This window comes from Nocardioides euryhalodurans, assembly GCF_004564375.1.
GTDB classification, from domain to species: domain Bacteria; phylum Actinomycetota; class Actinomycetes; order Propionibacteriales; family Nocardioidaceae; genus Nocardioides; species Nocardioides euryhalodurans.
In genome coordinates, this window is record NZ_CP038267.1 from 3,720,469 (window position 1) to 3,742,032 (window position 21,564).

The 21,564-nt window shown below is 73.7% G+C and carries 21 protein-coding genes and 1 riboswitch; of the genes, 16 read left to right on the top strand and 5 right to left on the bottom strand.

From position 1 onward, the window contains the following. Positions 1-71: 71 nt before the first annotated feature. Positions 72-1,553, bottom strand: a complete 1,482-nt coding sequence (locus EXE57_RS18030; protein WP_279633200.1) for a cobyric acid synthase — start codon at positions 1,551-1,553, stop codon at positions 72-74. A gap of 317 nt (positions 1,554-1,870) precedes the next feature. Here EXE57_RS18030 and EXE57_RS18035 point away from each other — a divergent pair, with 317 nt between their 5' ends. From EXE57_RS18035 to EXE57_RS18085, 11 genes are all read left to right on the top strand, one after another. Further along, positions 1,871-3,046, top strand: coding sequence for a globin domain-containing protein (locus EXE57_RS18035; RefSeq protein ID WP_135079920.1), 1,176 nt, complete (start codon positions 1,871-1,873; stop codon positions 3,044-3,046). Continuing rightward, on the top strand, positions 3,043-3,660 hold the full coding sequence (locus EXE57_RS18040; RefSeq protein WP_135079922.1) for a DivIVA domain-containing protein: 618 nt from the start codon (positions 3,043-3,045) through the stop codon (positions 3,658-3,660). Before EXE57_RS18035 ends, EXE57_RS18040 begins: the two co-directional genes overlap by 4 nt. 33 nt (positions 3,661-3,693) lie before the next feature. Beyond that, a complete protein-coding gene (locus EXE57_RS18045) occupies positions 3,694-4,962 on the top strand; it encodes a nitric oxide synthase oxygenase (protein WP_135079924.1) in 1,269 nt (422 codons plus the stop codon). After that, positions 4,951-5,111: riboswitch (cobalamin riboswitch) on the top strand. It overlaps the preceding gene by 12 nt. Before the next feature lie 89 nt (positions 5,112-5,200). Beyond that, positions 5,201-6,190, top strand: a complete 990-nt coding sequence (locus EXE57_RS18050; protein ID WP_135079926.1) for an ABC transporter substrate-binding protein — start codon at positions 5,201-5,203, stop codon at positions 6,188-6,190. Between the two features lie 6 nt (positions 6,191-6,196). After that, on the top strand, positions 6,197-7,294 hold the full coding sequence (locus EXE57_RS18055) for a FecCD family ABC transporter permease (RefSeq protein ID WP_208542902.1): 1,098 nt from the start codon (positions 6,197-6,199) through the stop codon (positions 7,292-7,294). Beyond that, a complete protein-coding gene (locus EXE57_RS18060) occupies positions 7,291-8,079 on the top strand; it encodes an ABC transporter ATP-binding protein (protein ID WP_208542903.1) in 789 nt (262 codons plus the stop codon). The genes EXE57_RS18055 and EXE57_RS18060 overlap by 4 nt, the downstream gene beginning before the upstream one ends. Then, complete coding sequence (locus EXE57_RS18065) at positions 8,076-8,978, top strand: CobD/CbiB family cobalamin biosynthesis protein (RefSeq protein ID WP_135079928.1); 903 nt, start codon at positions 8,076-8,078, stop codon at positions 8,976-8,978. Before EXE57_RS18060 ends, EXE57_RS18065 begins: the two co-directional genes overlap by 4 nt. Next, positions 8,975-9,559, top strand: coding sequence for a cob(I)yrinic acid a,c-diamide adenosyltransferase (gene cobO, locus EXE57_RS18070; RefSeq protein ID WP_135079930.1), 585 nt, complete (start codon positions 8,975-8,977; stop codon positions 9,557-9,559). Before EXE57_RS18065 ends, cobO begins: the two co-directional genes overlap by 4 nt. Positions 9,560-9,567: 8 nt before the next feature. After that, complete coding sequence (locus EXE57_RS20275) at positions 9,568-11,157, top strand: bifunctional adenosylcobinamide kinase/adenosylcobinamide-phosphate guanylyltransferase (protein WP_244246893.1); 1,590 nt, start codon at positions 9,568-9,570, stop codon at positions 11,155-11,157. Beyond that, positions 11,154-12,203 (top strand): nicotinate-nucleotide--dimethylbenzimidazole phosphoribosyltransferase, encoded by a 1,050-nt coding sequence (gene cobT, locus EXE57_RS18080; protein WP_135079932.1) that lies wholly within the window; start codon positions 11,154-11,156, stop codon positions 12,201-12,203. Before EXE57_RS20275 ends, cobT begins: the two co-directional genes overlap by 4 nt. Further along, on the top strand, positions 12,200-12,967 hold the full coding sequence (locus EXE57_RS18085; RefSeq protein ID WP_135079934.1) for an adenosylcobinamide-GDP ribazoletransferase: 768 nt from the start codon (positions 12,200-12,202) through the stop codon (positions 12,965-12,967). Before cobT ends, EXE57_RS18085 begins: the two co-directional genes overlap by 4 nt. 13 nt (positions 12,968-12,980) lie before the next feature. Here EXE57_RS18085 and EXE57_RS18090 read toward each other — a convergent pair whose 3' ends face one another. From EXE57_RS18090 to EXE57_RS18105, 4 genes are all read right to left on the bottom strand, one after another. Continuing rightward, entirely contained in the window at positions 12,981-14,135 is a 1,155-nt protein-coding gene (locus tag EXE57_RS18090; protein WP_135079936.1) for a PQQ-dependent sugar dehydrogenase, read from the bottom strand. Next, on the bottom strand, positions 14,135-15,049 hold the full coding sequence (locus tag EXE57_RS18095; protein ID WP_135079938.1) for an alpha/beta fold hydrolase: 915 nt from the start codon (positions 15,047-15,049) through the stop codon (positions 14,135-14,137). The genes EXE57_RS18090 and EXE57_RS18095 overlap by 1 nt, the downstream gene beginning before the upstream one ends. Positions 15,050-15,088: 39 nt before the next feature. After that, positions 15,089-15,286, bottom strand: coding sequence for a hypothetical protein (locus EXE57_RS18100; protein WP_135079940.1), 198 nt, complete (start codon positions 15,284-15,286; stop codon positions 15,089-15,091). A 108-nt stretch (positions 15,287-15,394) separates the two neighbouring features. Then, the gene (locus EXE57_RS18105) at positions 15,395-16,249 is read right to left on the bottom strand and encodes an EamA family transporter (RefSeq protein WP_208542904.1); all 855 of its coding nucleotides are present in this window, start codon (positions 16,247-16,249) and stop codon (positions 15,395-15,397) included. A gap of 106 nt (positions 16,250-16,355) precedes the next feature. Between EXE57_RS18105 and EXE57_RS18110 the strand changes: the two genes are divergently transcribed. The 5 genes from EXE57_RS18110 (at position 16,356) to EXE57_RS18130 (ending at position 21,491) form a co-directional block, all read left to right on the top strand. Beyond that, positions 16,356-17,327, top strand: coding sequence for an ATP-binding cassette domain-containing protein (locus EXE57_RS18110; RefSeq protein WP_135079944.1), 972 nt, complete (start codon positions 16,356-16,358; stop codon positions 17,325-17,327). Then, positions 17,324-18,184, top strand: a complete 861-nt coding sequence (locus tag EXE57_RS18115) for an ABC transporter permease (RefSeq protein ID WP_244246894.1) — start codon at positions 17,324-17,326, stop codon at positions 18,182-18,184. Before EXE57_RS18110 ends, EXE57_RS18115 begins: the two co-directional genes overlap by 4 nt. 11 nt (positions 18,185-18,195) lie before the next feature. Next, on the top strand, positions 18,196-19,296 hold the full coding sequence (locus EXE57_RS18120) for a WD40/YVTN/BNR-like repeat-containing protein (protein WP_135079946.1): 1,101 nt from the start codon (positions 18,196-18,198) through the stop codon (positions 19,294-19,296). 75 nt (positions 19,297-19,371) lie between these two features. Next, on the top strand, positions 19,372-21,024 hold the full coding sequence (locus EXE57_RS18125) for an alkaline phosphatase D family protein (protein WP_135079948.1): 1,653 nt from the start codon (positions 19,372-19,374) through the stop codon (positions 21,022-21,024). Positions 21,025-21,032: 8 nt separating this feature from the next. Next, the gene (locus tag EXE57_RS18130; RefSeq protein WP_135079949.1) at positions 21,033-21,491 is read left to right on the top strand and encodes an SRPBCC family protein; all 459 of its coding nucleotides are present in this window, start codon (positions 21,033-21,035) and stop codon (positions 21,489-21,491) included. Positions 21,492-21,564: the final 73 nt, after the last annotated feature.

Genomic DNA, 21,564 nt, shown 5'->3' on the forward strand with positions numbered 1-21,564 from the left:
CTGCGTGTCACTTCGCGCCGCGTCGACGTAGGACAGCAGCGAGGACGCGCCGACTCGGCGGTGGGCGGGGCTCAGCCGACCAGCCCGCCCGTGACCGGGCGGAGCCCGGCGGGGGCGCCGTCGCTGACGAGGGCCAGCACGGCGTCGAGGTCGAGGTGCTCCTCCAGCGCGTCGGCGATGGTGTCGAGGCGTGCCTCGCGGGCGGCGGTGAACGACACCGTCCCGAACCGGAGGCCGTCACGCCCGCAGGCCTGGGCGGTCTCCCGCAGCCAGGCCCACCGGAACGCGTCACCCTCCAGGCAGCCGTGCCACATCGTGCCGAGCACCGGACCCGAGCGGACGCCTCCGGGCAGCTCGTCGCCGGCAGCGACCGCGACGCGGCCGTGGTGGATCTCGTACCCGGTGACCGGGGCGTCCAGCGCGGTGCCGGACCGGGTGGCGAGCACCTTGTCGGAGCCGAACGTCGTCGTCGCCTCGAGCAGGCCCAGCCCGGCCACGCGGGTGCCGGGCGGGCCCTCGACCCCGTCAGGGTCCTCGATCTCGCGACCGAGCATCTGGAAGCCCCCACAGATACCGAGCACCGGCCCGCCGCGCGCCGCGTGCGCGCGCACCGCGTCGGCGAGCCCGTGCTCCCGCAGCCAGCCGAGGTCGGCGATCGTCGCGCGGGTGCCGGGGAGCACCACCACGTCGGCGGAGCGGATGCCTCGCGGGTCGTCGACGAAGTCGACCTCGACGTCCGGCTCGAGGCAGAGGGCGTCGGCGTCGGTGAAGTTGCTGATCCGGGGCAGCCGCACCACCGCCACCCGGAGCCGCGCCCGTCCCGGATCCGCCGGGGTCGGTCGCTCCCGCACCGACAGCGAGTCCTCGGAGTCCAGCCACAGCCCCGGCAGCCAGGGGACCACGCCGAGCACGGGCCGTCCGGTGAGGCTCCGGATCTGCGTGAGGGCCGGGTCGAGCAGGCTGACGTCGCCCCGGAACCGGTTGATCACGAGCCCGCTGACCAGGGCCTGGTCTGCTTCGTCCAGCAGCGCGAGCGTGCCGTGCATGGCGGCGAACACGCCGCCCCGGTCGATGTCGCCCACCAGGAGCGACGGGATCCCGGCGTGCCGGGCGAGACCCATGTTGACGTAGTCGTGGGCACGCAGGTTGATCTCCGCGGGGGAGCCGGCGCCCTCGCAGACCACGACGTCGAAGCGGCTCGCGAGGTCGTCGTAGGCGTCGTACGCCGCGCGGGCCAGGGGCGTCCGGCTGCCCGCGAACTCGCCCGCGTCCAGCGAACCGGCCGGCCGCCCCATGACCACGACGTGGCTGCGCAGGTCGCTGCCGGGCTTGAGCAGCACGGGGTTCATCGCCGCCTCCGGCTCGGCCCGGGCGGCCAACGCCTGGACCCACTGCGCCCGGCCGATCTCCGCCCCGTCCACGGTCACCATGGAGTTGTTGGACATGTTCTGCGCCTTGAACGGCGCGACCCGCAGGCCGCGCCGCACCAGGGCGCGACAGAGCCCCGTCGTCACCACCGTCTTGCCCGCGTCGGACGTGGTCCCCAGCACCATCAGGCTCCCGCTCACGGGGAGACCCTAGGGGCGCTGGTCGGACCGGGTCCGAGTGGTCCGGGTGCGCCGACGACTGGCCGTCGCGCCCGTTCGGCGGTAACGTCACGGGCCGATTCCGAGCAGTCGGGGTCGATCCCGTCGCCAGAGGGAGGCTGCGGGGGCATGGGGAGAGCATGACGGGGGACTGAACTGGGAGGGAAACCCTTGTCGATGCACCACTCGTCCATGCGCTCCGCCGCGCGCCGGCCCCACCTCAGGCCCCCCGGGGGGCCGCCCGTCCGGTCCGGGGAGCTGCCACCGCGGATCGGGTAGGTCCGATGGAGGCCTCTGCACTGCAGCGCAGCTGGGACCGGGTGGCCGCACACGGCGACAAGGTGGCGCTGTTCTTCTATTCGCACGTCTTCGTGTCGCACCCCGAGGTGCGGGCGATGTTCCCGCTCTCCATGGCGGGTCAGCGCGACAAGTTCGTCAGCGCCCTCGGCCGGATCGTCAGCCACGCCGACCAGATGGAGAACGACGCTGCCTTCCTGCAGCACCTGGGGCGGGACCACCGCAAGTACGCGGTCGTCGCGGAGCACTACGACGCTGTCGGCGCCTCGCTGTTCGCGACGCTCAAGCACTTCCTGGGGTCTGAGTGGGACGAGGAGCTCGCCCAGGACTGGGCCGCGGCCTACCAGGTCATCGCGCGGATCATGGTCGAGGCGGCGGAGACGTCGTCGGAGTCCAGCCCCGACTGGTGGGACGCCGAGGTGCTCTCGGTGGAGCGGCGGACCATGGACCTCACGCACCTGCGGCTGCGCCCTGGTCGCGCCTACCCGTTCTCACCCGGGCAGTCACTGTCGATGGAGATCCCGCAACGCCCCCGGCAGTGGCGCTACTTCAGCCCGGCCAACGCCCCCCGGCCGGACGGCTCGCTCGACCTCCACGTGCAACAGATCGACGGAGGCCAGGTGAGCCCGGCGGTCGTGCGGTCCCTGAAGGTCGGGGACCACGTGAAGCTGGGGGCTCCGGTGGGCGATCGGCTGACCCGACGGGCGGGCGACGACGGCGACCTGCTGATGGTGGCCGGTGGCACCGGTCTCGCACCGCTCCTCGCGGTCATCGAGCAGATCGACGACGAGTGGAGGCGGTCGCGCATCGCTCCGAGGGTCCACCTGCTCCACGGAGTCCGGATGCCGTGGCACCTCCACGAGCGCCACCGGCTGCGGGAGCTCGCCCGGGAGCGGCTGTGGTTCCAGTACACCGAGGTCGTGTCGGACGACGCGTCGTACCCCGGTACGCGCGGGTTGGTCGGCACGGTCGCGGCCCGGCAGGCGCTGCACGGGCGCACCGCGATGGTCTGCGGGGGACCGCAGATGGTGGCGCACACGCTGCAGAAGCTGGCTGCCACCGGCATGCCGCCCGAGCACATCAAGTACGAGCACTTCTACTACCCGGCCGACGAGCACGCCGCCGCCGAGCCGGAGCTGACCAGGTCAGGAGACACCAGATGATCGACACCGACCACCGCCAGGACCCGTCGCAGCGCAGGATGCCTGACTCGATCCGCGACGAGACGTTCCAGCGCCGTGTCCTCGGCGGCCTCGACCAGGACGAGGTGTACGCCTACCTCGACCGGCTGGCCGACCAGGTGGAGGCCGCGGAGCAGGAGCTCAGCGGCACCCTGGCGGAGAACGAGCGGCTCCGTCGGGAGCTGCAGCGGGTCCAGGGCGAGCTCGACGAGTACGAACAGATCGGCGACCGGGTCAACGAGCAGGTCGTCGACCTCTTCAGCCAGGCGCAGCTCGTGGCCGAGGAGATGGTCCAGGACGTCCGCCGGGACGCCCGCGAGCGCATCGACCAGGCCCGCGCGCACGAGCGCAAGATCGTCGAGCAGGCCCTCGACACGGCAGGGAAGCAGGTGAGCACCTACGCCCGCTCGGCCCAGGACCAGATGCGGTCGATCCTGGACACGTTCGCCACCGAGGTGGACCGGCTCGGCACGCCGCTGGCGGGGGAGGCGGGTGCGGGGACTCCGGGGCCCACCGACCCGCTCGTGGACGACTGGCTGGACCCCCAGACCCCCTCCCGGAACGGCCGCGGGCCGGAGTCCGCCGGCTCGCGCTGAGCGGTGCGCGGCCTACCCCCCGAAGGACGTGACGTGTCGCCCCAGGACGATCCCTGCCCCGCCACCGCGCGGGTCGCTACCGTTCCCCCCGGTCCCCCGGCCGGGCCACCCGACCGCGGGCAGACCCCCGCGCCCGCCCACCCGGACGTGGTCCGGGCCGAGGCCATCGAGTTCCTCGAGCTCTTCCACGCCGAGACCCCCCACGCCGGGCCCCCGGGGCCGCGGATCGACGAGGTGCTGTGGCAGATCGGCGTCACCGGGAGCTACTGGCACACCTCCGAGGAGCTGACCTTCGGCGCCCGGGTCGCCTGGCGCAACAACGCGCGGTGCATCGGCCGGCTGTACTGGCGAAGCCTGCAGGTGCGCGACCTGAGGAAGGTCGCCGACGCCGCGGGCGTGGCCGAGCACTGCTTCGCGCACCTCGAGGAGGCCCACAACGGAGGGAGGATCCGCCCGATGATCAGCGTGTTCGCCCCCGAGACCCCCTCGCGACCTGCGCCCAGGATCTGGAACGAGCAGCTCATCCGGTACGCCGGGTACGACCGACCCGACGGGCGCGTCCTCGGCGACCCGCGGTACCGGGACCTGACCGACACCCTGGTCCGGCACGGGTGGCGACCGCCCGAGCAGCCGGGTGCCTTCGACGTGCTCCCGCTCGTGGTCGAGACCGTCGAGGAGGGCCCACGGATGTTCCCGATCCCCGAGCGGGTGGTGCACGACGTCCCGCTCGAGCACCCCGAGCTGGGCTGGTTCGCCGGCCTGGGGGCCCGATGGCACGCGGTCCCCGTCATCAGCAACAACCGGCTGGTCATCGGAGGCGTCTCCTATCCGGCCGCGCCGTTCAACGGGTGGTACATGGGCACGGAGATCGGCGCCCGCAACCTGGCCGACCGGGACCGCTACGACCTGGTGCCCGAGGTGGCGGAGCGGATGGGTCTCGACACCTCGGACGACGCGACCCTGTGGCGCGACCGTGCCCTCGTGGAGATCAACCGGGCCGTCCTGCACTCGTTCCGCACGAACGAGGTGACCATCACCGACCACCACACCGAGTCCCGCCGGTTCCTCACCCACCTGCGGCGGGAGGAGCAGAGCGGGCGCCCCTGCCCCGCCGACTGGAGCTGGATCGTGCCGCCGATGTCCGGCTCCCAGACCGAGGTGTTCCACCGCTACTACGACGACGAGGTCCGGACCCCGGGCTTCGTCACCGACGACGATGCTGCGGGGCGCGCGCTCCGCGGGCGCCCGGCCGCCTTCGCGGGTCGCGGAGGCGGGGGGAAGGCGGCAGACGACGTGGGCTAGAGTGCTGGTGCTCCCGGCCCATGCGGGAGTGCCACGGTGCTCCAGGAAGTCCGGTGAGATCCCGGTGCTGTCCCGCAACTGTGAAGCCGGACCCTGGCCACCAGGGAGCCGGACGAGCCAGGTCATCTGGCCCGTGGCCACGCAACTAGCCTCGGACGAAGTCTAGTTCGTGCAGCAGTGGGTTCCTCGGGACCCGTGCGGCCCGAAGACTCTCGTCCTCCGCAGACCGGAGGATGCTGTGCCTGCCCTTGGATCCCCGCGCCGTGACCGGCGCCTTCTCGCCCCCCTGCTGCTGGTGCTGGGCCTCGTGCTCAGCGGCTGCGGCGGGGTCGACACCGTCGACGAGCGAGCCTCGTCGTCGTCCCCGGCCGCCGACCCCGAGTTCCCGGTCTCGGTGCTCTCGGGCCCCGTGGGCGGCGACACGGAGGTCACCCTCGACGCCGAGCCGACGTCGATCGTCTCGCTGAGCCCCACCGCCACCGAGATGCTGTGGGCGGTCGGGGCCGGCGACCAGGTGGTCGCCGTGGACGACCAGTCCGACTACCCCGAGGACGTCCCGGTCACCAAGCTCTCCGGCTACCAGCCCAACGTCGAGGCGATCCTCGAGTACGAGCCCGACCTGGTGATCGCCTCCGACGACACCGGCGACCTGGTCTCCGGCCTCGACAAGGCGCGGGTGCCGACGCTGGTGCTGCCGGCCGCCGCCGACCTCGAGGAGACGTACTCGCAGCTCGAACGGGTGGGCCAGGCCACCGGTCACGTGGAGGAGGCCGCCGAGCTCGTCGACGAGACCCGCTCGGGCATCGAGCAGGCGGTGGCGGACGCACCCGAGCTGGAGGGGGTGAGCTACTTCCACGAGCTCAGCCCGGACCTCTACAGCGCCACCAGCGCGACCTTCATCGGCTCCGTCTACGGGCTGTTCGGCCTCGAGAACATCGCCGACGAGGCGAAGGGCGGCGACGACTACCCGCAGCTCGCCTCGGAGTACGTCGTCGGGGCCGACCCCGACCTCGTGTTCCTGGCCGACGGCTTCTGCTGCGGCGTCACCGCCGAGGACGTCGCGAAGCGCCCGGGGTGGCAGCAGGTCCCCGCCGTCGTCGACGAGCAGGTACACGTGATCGACGAGGACATCGCCAGTCGCTGGGGACCGCGCACGCTCGACTTCGTGCAGCAGGTGAGCGAGATCCTGCAGGAGCGCGAGACCGCGCTCGACGGCGCGGGCGGCTGACGGGCCGTGGCTCTGGACCTGGCGAGCGGAGGCCGCGGAGCGGCCGCGGTCGCCCGGGCGCGCGCCCTGCGGCGGCTCGCTGCCCGACCGGGGCTGCGGCGTACGAAGCTCGGCTTCGGGGTCGCCGTGTGCCTCGGGGCGGTGCTCGTGGGGTGCCTGGTCGGACCTGCGGGGCTCGGCGTGCGTGGCATCCTGCTGGAGCTGCTCGACGCCGTTCCCGGGGTGGAGGTCGAGTCCGGGCTCTCCGTGACCCAGCAGGCCATCTTCTGGGAGATCCGGCTGCCCCGCGTGGTGCTCGGCGTCCTCGTGGGCGCCATGCTCGCCGCCGCCGGCACCGCCTACCAAGGTGTCTTCCGCAACCCGCTCGCCGATCCCTACCTGCTGGGGATCTCGAGCGGTGCGGGGCTGGGCGCGACCCTCGGCATCGTGGCCGGGGGCGCCATCGGCCCCGTCGGCATCCCGCTGCTCGCGTTCGTCGGTGGCCTGCTGGGGGTGGCGGCGACGTACACGCTGGGCAGCACGGTCGGCGGTGGCCGTGGTGCGGTGGTGATCATCCTCGCGGGCGTGGCGGTCGGTGCCTTCTTCAACGCCATCCAGAACTTCGTGCAGCAGCAGTACGACGACTCGTTGCTGTCGGTCTACTCGTGGATGCTCGGCCGGCTGAGCACCGACGGCTGGTCTGACGTGGTGATCGCGCTGCCGTACGTCGTGGTCTCGTGCGTCGCGATCCTGGTCCACCGCCGGGTGCTCGACGTGATGGCGGTGGGCGACGTCGAGGCGGCCAGCCTGGGCGTCGACCCGGCGCGGGTGCGGCTGCTGCTCGTGGTCACCGCGACCCTCGGCACGGCTGCGGTCGTCAGCGTGAGCGGGCTGATCGGGTTCGTCGGGATCGTCGTCCCGCACGCGGTCCGGCTTGTCTTCGGAGCCGGCCACCGCATCCTGCTCCCGCTGTCACTGCTGCTGGGGGCGGCCTTCCTCGTGCTCTGCGACGTCGTCGCGCGCACCGTGCTGGCCCCGGCGGAGGTTCCGATCGGGGTCGTGACCGCGCTCGTGGGTGCACCGTTCTTCCTCGTGGTGCTGCGACGGCACAAGGGGAGCCTGTGACCAGCGCGGTGCCGGTGGTCCAGTGCCGGGGAGTCTGCGTCGAGCGTGGCGGCGTCGAGGTCGTCACCGACGTCGACCTGGTGGTCGAACCCGGCGACTGGGTGGCGGTGGTCGGCCCCAACGGGGCGGGGAAGACCTCGCTGCTGCACGCCGTGGCCGGCCTGATCCCCGCGCGGGGGTCGCTCCGGGTCGGTGGGCTGGACCCCGGGGCGGCGTCGCGCCGCCGGGTGGCCCGGGTGGTCGCGCTGATGCCGCAGCGACCCGAGGTGCCCGAGGGCACCACGGTGCGCGAGCTGGTCGCGCTCGGACGGACCCCTCACCTGCGCCGGTTCGGAACCGAGACGGCGTCCGACCGGGACGCCGTGGAGCGGACGCTCGACCGGCTGGAGCTCGTCGAGCTGGCCGACCGCCCCGCCGTGGGGCTGTCGGGTGGTGAGCTGCAGCGTGTGGTCCTCGGCCGGGCGCTGGCCCAGCAGCCGCAGGTGCTGCTCCTCGACGAGCCGACCAGCGCCCTCGACATCGGTCACCAGCAGAGCGTGCTCGACCTGGTCAACCGGATGCGGCTGCAGGACGAGCTGACCGTGGTCGCGGCCATGCACGACCTCACCCTGGCCGGCCAGTACGGCCAGCGGGTGGTGCTGCTGCACCAGGGGCGGGTCGTGGCCGACGCCAGCCCGACCGAGGTGCTGCAGCCCCACCGGCTGTCGGAGGTCTACGGAGCCCGGGTCGAGGTGCTGCAGCGCGACGGCGGCCCGGCGGTGCTCCCGCTCCGGGGCGAGCGGTGAGCGTGATCGTGGCGGCGGGGCTCGACGCCGCCTTCGCCGAGCCCCGGCCCGCTCTCCATCCCGTCGTGTGGACCGGGCGCTACCTCGACGCGGTGGCCCACCGGGTCCCGGAGCGTCCACCGGCCCGGTCCGTGACCACGGGCGGCGCCGCCTGGCTGGTCGGCGCGGTGTCCGCGGTCGCCCTCGGGTGGCTCGCCGAGCGCGCCGCCCGACGGGTCGGTGGCCCCGGCGGTGCGGTGCTGCGTGGCGTCGCGCTGTGGCCGCTGCTCTCGTCGCGGATGCTGCTGACCGAGGTCGCGGCGGTCGAGACCGCCGTACGCAGCGACCTCGGGGCCGGGCGCACCGCGCTGGGTCGCATCGTCAGCCGCGACACCACCTCGCTCGGCGAGGAGGAGGTGCGCGGCGCCGCAGTGGCGTCGCTGGCCGAGAACCTCTCGGACTCCGTCGTGGCTCCCCTGGTCTGGTATGTCGCCGCGGGGCTGCCAGGGGCTGCGCTCCACCGCTACGCCAACACCGCGGACGCCTGCTGGGGCTACCGCAGCCCGCGCTGGCTGCACGCCGGCCGGGTCGCGGCCCGGGCCGACGACCTGCTGAACCTGGTGCCCGCGCGGCTCACCGCGGCCCTCCTGGCCCGACCGGCCGACCGGTCACGGCTGCCCGCGGACGCCCGGCGTACGAGCTCGCCCAACGCCGGCTGGCCGATGGCGGCGATGGCACTGCGCCTCGAGGTGTCGCTGGCCAAGCGTGACCACTACGTGCTCAACGCCGGGGGAGCAGCTCCCGGTCCCGACCACGTCGACGCCGCGTTGGGGGTGGCCCGCCGCACGACGCTGCTGGCCATGATGCTCGCTGCCGCGGCCGACCACCTGATCCGCACCACCCGAGGAGGCCGACGATGACGCCCACCGGAACCCCGCGCGAGGCGCTGCCCGACCGGGAGCGCACCCGGCCGCCACGGCGCGACGTCGCCTCGATCGTGCTGGTCGCGACCGGTGACGGGAAGGGCAAGTCGACCGCCGCCTTCGGGACGGTGATGCGGGCGGTGGCCCGCGAGTGGTCGGTGTGCGTCGTGCAGTTCATGAAGTCGGGCAAGTGGCGCGTCGGCGAGGAGGCGGTCGCACGCCGTCTCGGGGTCGAGTGGTGGACGATCGGCGACGGCTTCACCTGGGAGTCCGACGACCTCGACCGCTCGGCGACCATCGCCCGCGAGGCGTGGACCGCGGCCGCGGAGGCGCTCTCGTCGGGGAGGTACGACCTGGTCGTGCTCGACGAGATGACCTACCCGGTCAACTACGGCTGGATCGAGGCCGACCCGGTCTGGTCGGCCATCCGGGACCGCGCGGAGCGGACCAACGTCTTCTGCACCGGCCGCAACGCCCCGGCGGAGCTGGTCGAGCTCGCCGACACCGTGACCGAGATGCGCAAGGTCAAGCACGCCTACGAGACCGGGGTCCGCGCCCGTCGCGGGCTGGACTTCTAGGGCCGGCCATGGACCCGCTCCACGACCACGGAGACCGGCAGGTGCCGGCCGGGACGCTCGACCTCGCGGTCAACGTGCTCGGCCCCGCCCCTGACTGGCTGCTCGCCGACCTGCGGGAGGTCGACCTGACCGGCTATCCCGACCCGGCGCCGGCGGTCGCCGCGCTGGCCGACCGGCACCGCACGGCGCCCGCCCGGTGCCTCCCCCTGCACGGTGCCGCCGAGGCGTTCTGGCTGGTCGCGCAGGCGATCCGTCCGCGCCTGGCCGCCTGCGTGCATCCGTCGTTCACCGCCCCGGAGGCGGCGTTGCGGTCGGCCGGGGTGCCGGTCCAGCGGGTGCTGCGCGACCCCGCCCACGACTTCGCCCTCGACTCGGCGGCGGTCCCGGAGGAGGCCGACCTGGTGGTGCTGGGCCGGCCCGACAACCCCACCGGCCGGCTGGACACCGTCGAGGCGGTGGCCGCGCTCGCCCGGCCGGGTCGGGTGCTCGTCGTCGACGAGGCGTTCGCCGACTTCCTTCCCGAGGCGGACGGGTTGCACGGATCGGGGATCCCGGGTCTGCTCTGCGTCCGGAGCCTCACCAAGCTCTGGGGCCTGGCCGGGCTCCGCGTGGGCTACCTGCTCGGCCCCGAGGCGCTCGTGGCGCGGCTCGCCGCGGTCCGCCAGCCGTGGCCGGTCGGCTCGACCGCCCTGCGGGCGGCCGAGGTCCTCGCGGGCGCCGAGGAGGAGCGTCGGCTCCGCGCGCAGCAGGCGGCCGACGACCGAGCCGCGCTGCTCGAGGCCCTCGCACCGTTCCCGCTGACGGTCTGGCCCTCGCCCGCCAACTTCCTGCTGCTGCGCTCGGACCGCGCTGACCTGCGTGAGCGGCTGCTCGACCACGGACTCGCGGTCCGCCGCGGCCGGACCTTCCCGGGGCTCGACGACCACCACGTACGCGTGTCGGTCCACCCCGACCCGGCCGTCCGGGCAGCGCTCGTCGACGCCCTGGGACGCGTGCTGCCCGAAGGGAGCGCCGACCAGCGCACCACCGTGGCGGACAGGCCCGCCGGTCACCGGACCCTGGTGCTGGGCGGTGCCCGCTCCGGCAAGTCGCGGCACGCGCAGCAGCTGCTGGCCGGCCGCCGGGACGTGCTCTACGTCGCGCCCGGGCCGGTCCCCGACGGCAGCGACGCCGACTGGGCGGCTCGCGTCGCCGCCCACCGGGAGGACCGGCCTGCGACCTGGACCACCGTGGAGACCACCGACGTCGCCGGTGCCCTCGAGTCGGCGGACCGGCCGGTGCTGGTCGACTGCCTCGCCACCTGGCTCGCGGCAGCGATGTCGGACGCCGGGGCCTGGGAGTCGGCCGACGGCGACTCGACCTGGCAGCGCACCCTCGACGACCAGGTGGAGCGGCTGCTGCGGGCCTGGCGGACGGTCCCGGTGCCCGTGGTGGCGGTCAGCAACGAGGTCGGCTCCGGGGTGGTGCCGGGCACGAGGTCCGGCGTGCTGTTCCGGGACGCGCTGGGCCGGCTCAACCGGAGGCTCGCCGACGCGAGCGAGGACGTGCGCCTGGTCGTCGCCGGGCGCGTACAACAACTGGACGGAGACCTGGGATGACCCACGTGGCGAGGATCGACGAGGGGGCCCGGACCGGGGCCCGGCGACGGGTGGACGCCCTGGCGAAGCCGCTGGGGGCGCTCGGCCGGCTGGAGGACCTGGCGGTCTGGCTGGCCGGCGTCCAAGGGACCTCCGCCCCGGTCCCGCCCCGCGAGGTGTCGGTCGTGGTGTTCGCGGGGGACCACGGGGTCACCGGTGACGGGGCGGTGTCGGCGTACCCGCGAGCCGTGACGGCCGCGATGGTGCGGGAGTTCCTCCGCGGCGGCGCAGCGGTCAACGTGCTCGCCGGGGCGCACGGCGCCCGGGTCCGCGTGGTGGACCTCGGTGTCGACGACGACCTGACCGACACCCCTCCCGAGGTCCGCCGGCACAAGGTCCGGCGGGGCTCCGGGGCGATCCAGCGCGAGGACGCCCTGACCGTCGACCAGGCCCTCGCCGGCCTGGCTGCGGGCCGCGCGATCGCGGACGAGGAGGTCGACGCCGGCGCCGACCTGCTCGTGCCCGGCGACATGGGCATCGGCAACACCACCGTGGCTGCCACGCTGGTGGGGACGGTCCTGGGCCTCGACGCCGACCAGGTCGTCGGCTGGGGGACCGGGGTCGACGACGAGACCTGGCGGCACAAGCGGGACGTGGTCGCCGCCGCGCTCGAGCGCGCCCGCCCGTACGCCGACGACCCGGTCGCGCTGCTGCGGAGCGTCGGCAGCGCCGACCTGGCCGCCGGCACCGGCTTCCTGCTCCGGTCCGCCGAACGGGGCGTCCCGGTGCTCCTGGACGGCGTGGTCTCCGGGGCCTGCGCCCTGCTGGCGGAGCGGTCGGCGCCGGGGGCCGTGGCCTGGTGGTGCGCCGGGCACCGGTCCACCGAGCCCGCGCACCGGGCCGCGCTCGCGTCGCTCGGCCTCGCACCGCTCCTCGACCTGGAGCTGCGGCTGGGAGAGGCGAGCGGCGCGCTGACCGCGCTGCCGCTGCTGAGGACGGCCGCGCTGCTGCTGGCCGGGATGACGACCCTCGACTCCGTCGCCCCTCCCGTACCGGAGCAGGTGTGAGCCTCCCGGTCGACGCGACGCGGCTCGCCGTCGGCACCCTCACGGTGCTTCCGGTCGAGCCGCCGAGCACGGTCGACAGGCGGGTCGCCGCCCTGGCGATGACGCTGGCGCCGCTGGCGGTGCTGCCGCTCGCGGTCCCCGTGGCGCTGCTGGTCTGGGCAGGGGATCGCCTCGACACCCCCGCGCTGCTGACGGGTCTGCTCGCAGTGGGCCTGCTCGCCCTCGGCTCCGGCGGGCTGCACCTCGACGGTCTCGCCGACACCGCCGACGGCCTGACGGTGCCGGGCGACACGACCCGCCGGCTCGCGGTGATGCGCACCGGCGACGTCGGCCCCGTCGGCGCGGCGACCCTGCTGCTGGTCATGTCGGTGCAGGCGGTCGCCCTGGCGGGCACCCTCGAGCGGTACGGCGCCGCGGCCGCCGCCCTCACGGCCGGTCTCGGGGTGGTCGTCAGCCGGGGCTGCCTGGTGATCGCCTGCTCGCGAGGGGTCCCGGCTGCCCGGGGTGACGGGCTCGGGAGCGCGGTTGCCGGCTCGGTGCCGCTCCCGGTGGTCCTCCTCGTCCTCGGCGCGCTGACGACGACCGCGCTGCTGCTCGACGGCGGCCGCGGTGTCGCGGGGGTGACCGTGGCCGCCGTGGTGGCGGGGGGCGTCCTGCTCCGGGCGGTGCGTCGCCTCGGAGGCGTGACCGGTGACGTGCTGGGCGCCGTCGTGGAGCTGGCCCTGGCCGGCTACCTCGTGGCGCAGGTGGTCGGCTCTCCCTGACCCCAGCGTCGGGTCAGTCGCTCCCGGGGGTGACGACGAGGATCCGGTCGTCCTCGGGCGCGGGTGAGCCGCGGCCGTCGCGGTTGGAGGTCGTGACCCAGAGCCGGCCGTCGGGGGCGACCTCGACGGTGCGCAGCCGGCCGTACTCACCGACGAAGAAGGGGGTCGGGTCGGTGGCCTCGCCGTCGGCGACGTCGACCCGCCACAGCCGGGTGCCCTGCAGGGCACCGAGCCAGAGGTGGCCCTCGGCGTGGGCGAGCCCGGACGGGGACGCCTGGTCGGTCCGCCAGACCACACGGGGGTTGACCAGCCCCTCCTCGTCACCGCGGCCCTCGACCACCGGCCAGCCGTAGTCGGACCCCTTGCGGATCAGGTTGAGCTCGTCGTACGTCGACTGGCCGAACTCGCTCGCCCAGAGGTTGCCGTCGTCGTCGAACGCCAGCCCCTGCACGTTGCGGTGCCCCCACGACCAGACCGGTGAGTCGGGGTCGGGGTTGCCCGGAGCGGGGTCGCCCTCGGCTGTGATCCGCAGGATCTTGCCCGCGAGCGAGGAGCGGTCGGGGGCGAGCTCGGGCGTGCCGGTCTCGCCGGTGGAGACGTAGAGGAAGCCGTCGGGGCCGAACCGGAGCCGGCCGCCGTCGTGGATGAAGCCGGTCGGGATGCCGTCCAGCAGCACCTCGGGGGTGCCGAGCCGGTCCTGCCGGTCGAGGGGAGCGCGGACGACGCGGTTGTCGGAGGCCGTGCTGAGGTAGAAGTAGAGGAACCGGTCCTCCGCGAAGTCGGGTGACACCGCGACCCCGAGCAGCCCGCCCTCGCCGGCGTCGCCCTCACCGACGGGCTCGCCGAGCGCGCCGAGGCCCTGCGGCTCCCCGCCCGCCGGGTCGATCAGCAGCACCTGGCGGGTGTCGCGCTCGGTGACGACGGCCCGGCCGTCCGGGAGGAAGCCCAGCCCCCACGGCGCCTCCAGGCCGGTCGCGACCGTGTCGACCACGCGCACCCGCTCGTCGCTGGGGGAGATCGTGGGGCCGTCGGTGGGCTCCTCGGGGGCGGGCTCGGGCTCCTCGGTCGGGGCGGTGACCGTGGGCGGCCCCGGGGTCGCGGAGTCGTCGGAGCAGGCGGAGAGGCTTGCCAGCAGCACCAGCACGCCGACGGCGATCGGGCGACGCATCAACCCACCCGCGCGAGGAGCTCGAGCAGCAGGTCGTGGACCTCGCCGGGACGTTCCATCTGGACGAAGTGCGACCCCTGGAGCTCGACGTAGGAGGCGTCGGCGAGCCGGTCGGCGGCCGTGGCCATGGCCCGGCTGCCGCTGAGGACGTCCCACCGGCCGGCCACGAGGGTGACGGGGACGGTGATCCGGCTCAGCCGGACCCGGGGGTGCTCGGCGGTGCGGAGCGCGAGGTGGAAGTACCAGTCCACGGGCGTCTGGAGGAACTCCCGCACGGCCTTGGCGGCCAGCTCCTGGTCGGGCATCGGGAACATGAACCCGGTGTGGCCGAGCACCGCGATGCTGCGCCGGCCCACGGGAAGCCGCCGGGCGACGGGCGTCAGCGCCCGACCGCCGTACTTCAGGGCGCGCGAGGCGTTGACCGTCAGCGTGTGGGCCACGGCCTGCGGCAGGTGGAAGGGAGCCAGCATCGTGCCGAAGGTGCCGCCCGGCACCCCCGCCACCGCGAACAGGCCGGCGACGCGCTCGGGGTGGAGCGTGGCCAGCTCGAACATCGTGTTGACCCCCATCGACCAACCGGCGAGGACCGCGCGCTCGACACCGAAGTGGTCCATCACCGAGAGCGCGTCGTCGACGAAGTCGTCGATGCCGACGCGCTGCGGGTCGCGCGGCCGGGCGGACCCGCCGGTGCCGCGGTGGTTCCAGCTGACGACGCGGACGCCGCAGTCGGGCTCGAGGAGCGCCGGCCAGGTCCACGGGCTGGTGCCGAGGCCGTTGCAGAGCACCACGGTGGGTCCGGGCAGGGTGCCGTCGGGGTCGTTGGTCCAGACCCGCAACCGGGTCCCGTCGTCGGAGAGCACGTCGCCGAAGGCCAGGCGGGCGTCGGGGGCGGTCTCCGTGGCAGGGGAGGACATGCCCCCGATTGTGCAGGAGGGAACCCGACGGGAGCGTGCTCAGCGCTGTGCGGCGAGCCGTGGGGGAGTCGGTGGGACGACGACCGGGACGGCCGGGGCGGACCGCGCCGCGAGGTACTCCTCGACCTCGCGCCGCTCGCTCCGGAGCTGGGTGAGCCGCGTCGTCGCGACCATGGCGTTGCGCCGCGCCCGCTGCTGCGAGGAGACCGCCCAGCGGTCGAGGAGCGTGAGCTTCATGGCGGTTCCCGGGGTGCGTGCGGTGGTGGTGCGTACGACGCTAGGGCAGCTGGTCCTGCCGGGGTGTCAACCGCGTGTGAAGTCTGTGTGAACGACCCGCCCGCTCCCTCAGTCGGGCACCGGCTCGGTGAGTGCCCGGCCAGACCGCGTCGCGCCGACCGACGCGACGACGACGCACGCCATCGCGGCCCACTGCGTCGGGGTGAGGAACTCCTGCAGCACCACGATGGCGGCGAGCGCGGCCGCCGCGGGCTCGAGGCTCATCAGGATCGAGAAGACCGCCGGCTTCAGGCTGCGCAGCGCCACCAGCTCGCAGCTGTAGGGGACCACCGAGCTCAGCAGCCCGACCGCGGCGCCCACGGCCAGCACCCGCCAGTCCAGCAGCGCGGTCCCCGAGACCGCCATCGCCGCGGGACCCAGCAGCACCGTCGCGACCACGCTCGCCACCGCCAGCCCGCCCAGTCCGGGCCAGCGCTCGCCGGTCTGTGCGCTCAGCAGGATGTACGCCGCCCAGGCGGCCCCGGCCAGCAGCGCGAACCCCGCCCCGGCCAGCGTGACGTCGCCGGGCTGGAGCCCGAGCAGGAGCACGCCCAGCGCGGCCAGGGCGACCCAGAGCAGGTCGCGCGGGCGGCGCGAGCCGAGCACCGCCAGGGTCAGCGGGCCGACGAACTCGATGGTGACGGCGATGCCGAGGGGGATCCGGGCGAAGGCCTGGTAGATCGCCCAGTTCATCACCCCGAGGGTGACGCCGAAGCCGATGACGACGGTCCAGTCGGCCCTCGTACGTCCGCGCAGGACCGGGCGGGCGACCAGGCCCAGCACCACCGCGCTCGTGACCAGCCGCAGCCACACGATCCCGGTCGGGGAGATCTCGTCGAAGAGGTCCTTCGCGATCGCGGCGCCGAGCTGGACCGAGAGGATTCCGAGAAGGACGAGCCAGACCGGTGAGAATCGGGGCGCCACCCGGTCAATCTAGGACGTCGCCGCGGGCAGGACGGTCGCGGGACCATGTCAGTGGCCGGGGCTAGCGTCTCGGGGGAGGCAGGTCGATGATGCAAGGGGAGGACCAGTGAGCACGAATCCGGCGATCGAGGCCGATCAGCTCGTCAAGCACTTCGGGGAGACCGTGGCGGTCGACGGCGTGAGCTTCGCGGTGCCGCGCGGCACCGTCCTGGGGCTGCTCGGACCCAATGGGGCGGGCAAGACCACCACGGTGCGGATGATGACCACGTTGACCACGCCCACGAGCGGCACGGCGCGGGTGGCGGGGCACGACGTGCTGCGCGAGCCCGAGGCCGTGCGGAGGTCGATGGGGCTGACCGGCCAGGCGGCCACGGTCGACGAGCTGCTGACGGGCAAGGAGAACCTCTGGCTCGTCGGCAGCCTCTACGGCCTCGACCGGGTGACCATCCAGCGCCAGACCGACGACCTGCTGGAGCGGTTCTCGCTCACCGACGCCGCCGACCGGACCATCAAGACCTACTCCGGGGGCATGCGGCGCCGGCTCGACCTCGCGGTGAGCCTGATCGCGACGCCGCCGGTGCTGTTCCTCGACGAGCCGACCACCGGGCTCGACCCGCGCAGCCGTGTGGAGCTGTGGGAGGTGCTGCGCGACCTGGTGCGCGACGGCACCACGCTGCTGCTCACGACGCAGTACCTCGAGGAGGCCGACCAGCTCGCCGACGACATCGTCGTCATCGACCGCGGCACCGTCATCGCCCACGGCACCCCGCTCGAGCTCAAGGACGCCTCCGGCCGCGCCGCGCTGGTCGTGACCGTGTCCCGGCCCGAGGACCTCTCCGCGGCCGCCGACCTGCTGCGCCGAGCCGTCCCCGAGGTCCACGTCGACGAGCCGACCCGCTCGGTGACGGCGCCCGCCGAGGGCCTCTCCGACGTCACCCGCGTCGCGACGCTGTTCGACGGCAGCGGCATCGACCTCGACGACCTGGGGCTGCAACGACCGAGTCTCGACGACGTCTTCCTGCACCTGACCGGCCACCGCGCCGAGGACACCGCCCCCGAGGAGGAGATCTCCGCATGAGCACCGAGACCACGACCAGCGGCCTCGACCAGCACCCCATGATCGACCGCCCCACGATCCGCACCGGCAGCCTGCTCAGCCAGTCCCTGGTGATCACGCGGCGCAACCTGATCCACATCCGCCGGATGCCGGAGATGCTCCTCGACGTCACGATCCAGCCGGTGATGTTCGTGCTGCTCTTCGCCTACGTCTTCGGCGGTGCGATCGCGACCGACGCCCCGGCCGGCTACAACGAGTGGCTGCTCGGCGGGATCATGGGACAGACCATCGCGTTCGCCTCCTTCATCGTCGCGGTCGGTCTCACCTCCGACATCGACAAGGGCATCGTCGACCGGATGCGCTCGCTGCCGATCCACCCCTCGGCCGTCCTGGTCGGTCGGAGCATCTCCAGCCTGATCCACTCCTCCATCGGCATCGTCGTGATGTCGCTGACGGGCCTGCTGATCGGCTGGCGGATCCGCGGCACGTTCGTCGAGGCGGTCGCCGCCTACGGGTTGCTGCTGCTCTGGGGCTTCACGATGATCTGGCTGGGGATCCTGGTCGGCTCGAGGATGCGGTCGGTCGAGGCGGTCAACGGCGTCATGTTCACCACGATCTTCCCGCTGACCTTCCTGTCCAACGCGTTCGCGCCGACCGAGGACATGGAGCCGTGGCTGCGCACCATCGCCGAGTGGAACCCGATCTCCGCGCTGGTGCAGGCGATCCGCGTGCTCTGGGGCAACACGCCGCCCGCGCCGGCCGACGCCGCCCTGCCGCTGCAGAACCCGGTCATCGCGACGTTGATCTGGTGCTTCGCGCTGACGGCGATCCTGGCGCCGCTGTCCATCCGTACGTTCCGCAACCGCACCCAGCAGTGAGGGAGTCCCCGATGTCCGCACCCGCGACCCTGCTCATGATCGGCACCCGCAAGGGACTCTGGCTCGCGACCTCCGACGAGGCGCGCCAGGACTGGGAGCTGAGCGGTCCTCACTTCCCGATGGAGGAGGTCTACTCCGTCCATCTCGACACCCGAGGCGGCGGGCAGCGGTTGCTCGCCGGCTGTTCGTCGAGCTGGTTCGGGCCGCAGGTGCGGCGCTCCGACGACCTCGGGGCCTCGTGGCAGGAGACCCCGAACGGCGCCATCCGGTTCCCCGAGGACACCGGCGTCTCGCTGGCCAGGGTCTGGCAGATCGTGCCCGGGGTCGAGGACGGCGTCGTGTGGGCGGGCACCGAGCCGGGCGCGATCTTCCGTTCCACCGACGGAGGCGAGACCTTCGAGCTGGTCCGGGGCCTGTGGGACCACCCCCACCGCACCGAGTGGAACGAGGGCTTCGGCGGGCAGGCCTTCCACACGATCCTCCCGCACCCCGACGACGCCGCGTCCGTCGTCGCGGCGATCTCCACCGGCGGCGTCTACCGCACGTCCGACGGGGGGACCTCCTGGGAGGCGTCCAACACCGGGGTGAAGGCCGAGTTCATGCCCGGCGAGCGGTTCTTCCCCGAGTTCGGCCAGTGCGTGCACAAGGTGGCGCGTGACCCCGTCGACGTGGACCGGCTCTTCCTCCAGAACCACGGCGGCGTCTACCGGTCCGACGACGGCGGCGCCTCGTGGCAGGACATCGCCCCGGGGCTGCCGAGCGAGTTCGGGTTCGCGATGGTGACCCATCCGCGCGAGTCGGCCACCGCCTACACCTTCCCGATCGCCGACGCAGGCAGCCGCTGGCCGGTCGACGGCCGTGCCCGGGTCTGGCGCACCTCCGACGCGGGCGACTCCTGGTCCGAGCTGGGGGCCGGCGGGCTCCCCGACGACTACTACGCAGCGGTGATGCGGGACGCGATGTGCACCGACACCCACGACCCGGCGGGCCTCTACCTCGGGGGCCGCAACGGAGCCGTCTGGGGGTCACCCGACGAGGGGGCGAGCTGGCACGAGATCGCGTCCGGCCTGCCCGACGTCATGGTGGTGCGGGCGGCTGCCCTCACGCGCTGAGCGGACGCCGGCCCCGCACGCAAGGTTCACCGCGCCGTCACCCGGACGTCGCCCGGGTCGGCTGGGCTGGCGCGCATGGATTCGACTCGGAGAACCCTGTTGCGCAGCGGCGCGCTCGCTGCCCTCGTGCCCGCCGGCGTGCTCGCCGGCACCCGTCCCACCGCGGCTGCTCCACCCCCGCGCCGGGACCCCTTCACGCTCGGTGTCGCGAGCGGTGATCCCGCCCCCGACGGCTTCGTGATCTGGACCCGGCTGGCCCCCGATCCGCTGGTGGACACCGGCCTCGGGGGCATGCCGGCCAGAGACCACCGGGTCGGGTGGCAGGTCGCCACCGACGAGCGGTTCCGCCACGTCGTACGGGCCGGGGTGGCGACGGCCCGCCCCGCCAACGCCCACGCGGTCCACGTCGAGGTGGGCGGCCTGCGACCCGGGAGGGAGTACTTCTACCGGTTCCGTCTGGCCTCGTGGCTCTCGCCGACCGGTCGCAGCCTCACGACGCCCGGCGCAGGCGCGCCGGTCTCCTCGCTCGCGATGGCGTTCGTCTCCTGCTCGAGCTACCAGCACGGCTACTTCACCGCCTACCGACACCTGGCGGAGGAACGGCCCGACGTGATCCTGCACCTCGGCGACTACCAGTACGAAGGACCCGCCAACAACGGTCAACGCTCCCACCTCGGCGGCGAGACGGTGACACTGGCCGACTACCGCCGTCGCTACGCGCAGTACAAGACCGACCCGGACCTGCAGGCGGCCCACGGCGTCGCGCCGTGGCTGCCGGTGTGGGACGACCACGAGCTCGACAACAACTACGCCGGCGAGCTGTCGGAGAAGCCGGCCGAGCAGGGCGCCTTCCTGCAGCGGCGCGCCGACGCCTACCGCGCCTACTACGGGAACGTGCCGCTGCGACGCCGCTCGGTGCCGCGCGGGATCGACCTGCAGCTCTATCGGCGCGTCTCGTGGGGGAGCCTGGCGAGCTTCCACATGCTCGACACCCGGCAGTACCGCGACGACCAGGCCTGCGGCGACGGCTACCGGGAGTGCCCCGACGCGTTCGCGCCCGGGCGGAGCCTCCCTGGGTGGGAGCAGGAGCGGTGGCTGCTCGAGGGCTTCCGTGACTCCCGTGCCACCTGGGACGTGCTGGGGCAACAGGTCTTCTTCGGCCGCCGCGACTCCAACGCGGACCCGGCAGTCGAGCAGGTCTCGATGGATGCCTGGGACGGCTACGACGCCTCGCGACAGCGACTGATCAACGGCATGGAGACCTCGGGTGTCCGCAACCCGGTCGTCGTGACCGGGGACGTCCACGCCCACTGGGCCTCGGAGGTCTATCGCAACCAGGACGAGCCCGACTCCGGGACCGTCGCCTCCGAGTTCGTCACGAGCTCGATCACGACCGGGGGAGACGGGTACGACAAGGCGGACGGCCAGCACCCGTGGGCGGCGTACAACCCCAACCTGCAGTTCTGGACGAACCTCCGCGGCTACGTCAGCACGACGATCACACCCTCGGAGATGACGGTCGACTACCGCTGCGTCACCCAGGTCACCAGCCCGGGCTCGCCCGTCTTCACGCGGGCCCGCTTCGTCGTCGAGGACGCCGTGCGCGGGATGCAGCAGACCCTCGACGCCCCCCTCGTCGGCGCTGCGGGCGCCCGCCGTTCGGCCCCGTCGGACGAGCAGATCATCGAGGACACGTTGCGCGAGGAGACCGGCCGGCCCGGGGGCTAGCATGAGCCATGGCCGAGTACACCGTCAGCCGCAGCGTGGTCGTCGACGCCGACGCGAGCCGCTGTCATGCGCTCGTCGACGACTTCCACGCGTGGACCGCATGGTCCCCGTGGGAGGACGTCGACCCGGCCCTCGAGCGGACGTACTCCGGACCCGACGCGGGGGTCGGTGCCCGCTACGCGTGGTCGGGCAACCGCAAGGCGGGGCGCGGCTCGATGGAGATCGTGAGCTCCACGCCGGAGCGGATCGGCGTGCAGCTGGTCTTCGAGAAGCCGTGGAAGGCCACCAACCCGGTGGAGTTTCGCTTCACCCCGACCGGGGCCGGCACGCGGGTCACGTGGACCATGACCGGCGACAACAAGGGCGTGGCGGCGATCTTCGCCCGCGTCGTCAACACGGACAGGCTGCTGGGGAACGACTTCGACAAGGGCCTTGCCCGGCTCAAGGCCGTCGCCGAGCAGGCCTGACCCTCCGGCCGGGGCCGGGAGCGGACGCGTGAGACGGCACGTGCCCCGCGTCACCTCGCCGACTAACCTCGCG

Coding starts and splice junctions, on each gene's coding strand:
- EXE57_RS18030 (WP_279633200.1), bottom strand. CDS start 1,553: ATGGTGCTGGGGACCACGTCCGACGCGGGCAAGACGGTGGTGACGACG.
- EXE57_RS18035 (WP_135079920.1), top strand. CDS start 1,871: ATGGAGGCCTCTGCACTGCAGCGCAGCTGGGACCGGGTGGCCGCACAC.
- EXE57_RS18040 (WP_135079922.1), top strand. CDS start 3,043: ATGATCGACACCGACCACCGCCAGGACCCGTCGCAGCGCAGGATGCCT.
- cobO (WP_135079930.1), top strand. CDS start 8,975: ATGACGCCCACCGGAACCCCGCGCGAGGCGCTGCCCGACCGGGAGCGC.
- EXE57_RS20275 (WP_244246893.1), top strand. CDS start 9,568: ATGGACCCGCTCCACGACCACGGAGACCGGCAGGTGCCGGCCGGGACG.
- cobT (WP_135079932.1), top strand. CDS start 11,154: ATGACCCACGTGGCGAGGATCGACGAGGGGGCCCGGACCGGGGCCCGG.
- EXE57_RS18090 (WP_135079936.1), bottom strand. CDS start 14,135: ATGCGTCGCCCGATCGCCGTCGGCGTGCTGGTGCTGCTGGCAAGCCTC.
- EXE57_RS18095 (WP_135079938.1), bottom strand. CDS start 15,049: ATGTCCTCCCCTGCCACGGAGACCGCCCCCGACGCCCGCCTGGCCTTC.
- EXE57_RS18100 (WP_135079940.1), bottom strand. CDS start 15,286: ATGAAGCTCACGCTCCTCGACCGCTGGGCGGTCTCCTCGCAGCAGCGG.
- EXE57_RS18115 (WP_244246894.1), top strand. CDS start 17,324: ATGAGCACCGAGACCACGACCAGCGGCCTCGACCAGCACCCCATGATC.
- EXE57_RS18120 (WP_135079946.1), top strand. CDS start 18,196: ATGTCCGCACCCGCGACCCTGCTCATGATCGGCACCCGCAAGGGACTC.
- EXE57_RS18125 (WP_135079948.1), top strand. CDS start 19,372: ATGGATTCGACTCGGAGAACCCTGTTGCGCAGCGGCGCGCTCGCTGCC.
- EXE57_RS18130 (WP_135079949.1), top strand. CDS start 21,033: ATGGCCGAGTACACCGTCAGCCGCAGCGTGGTCGTCGACGCCGACGCG.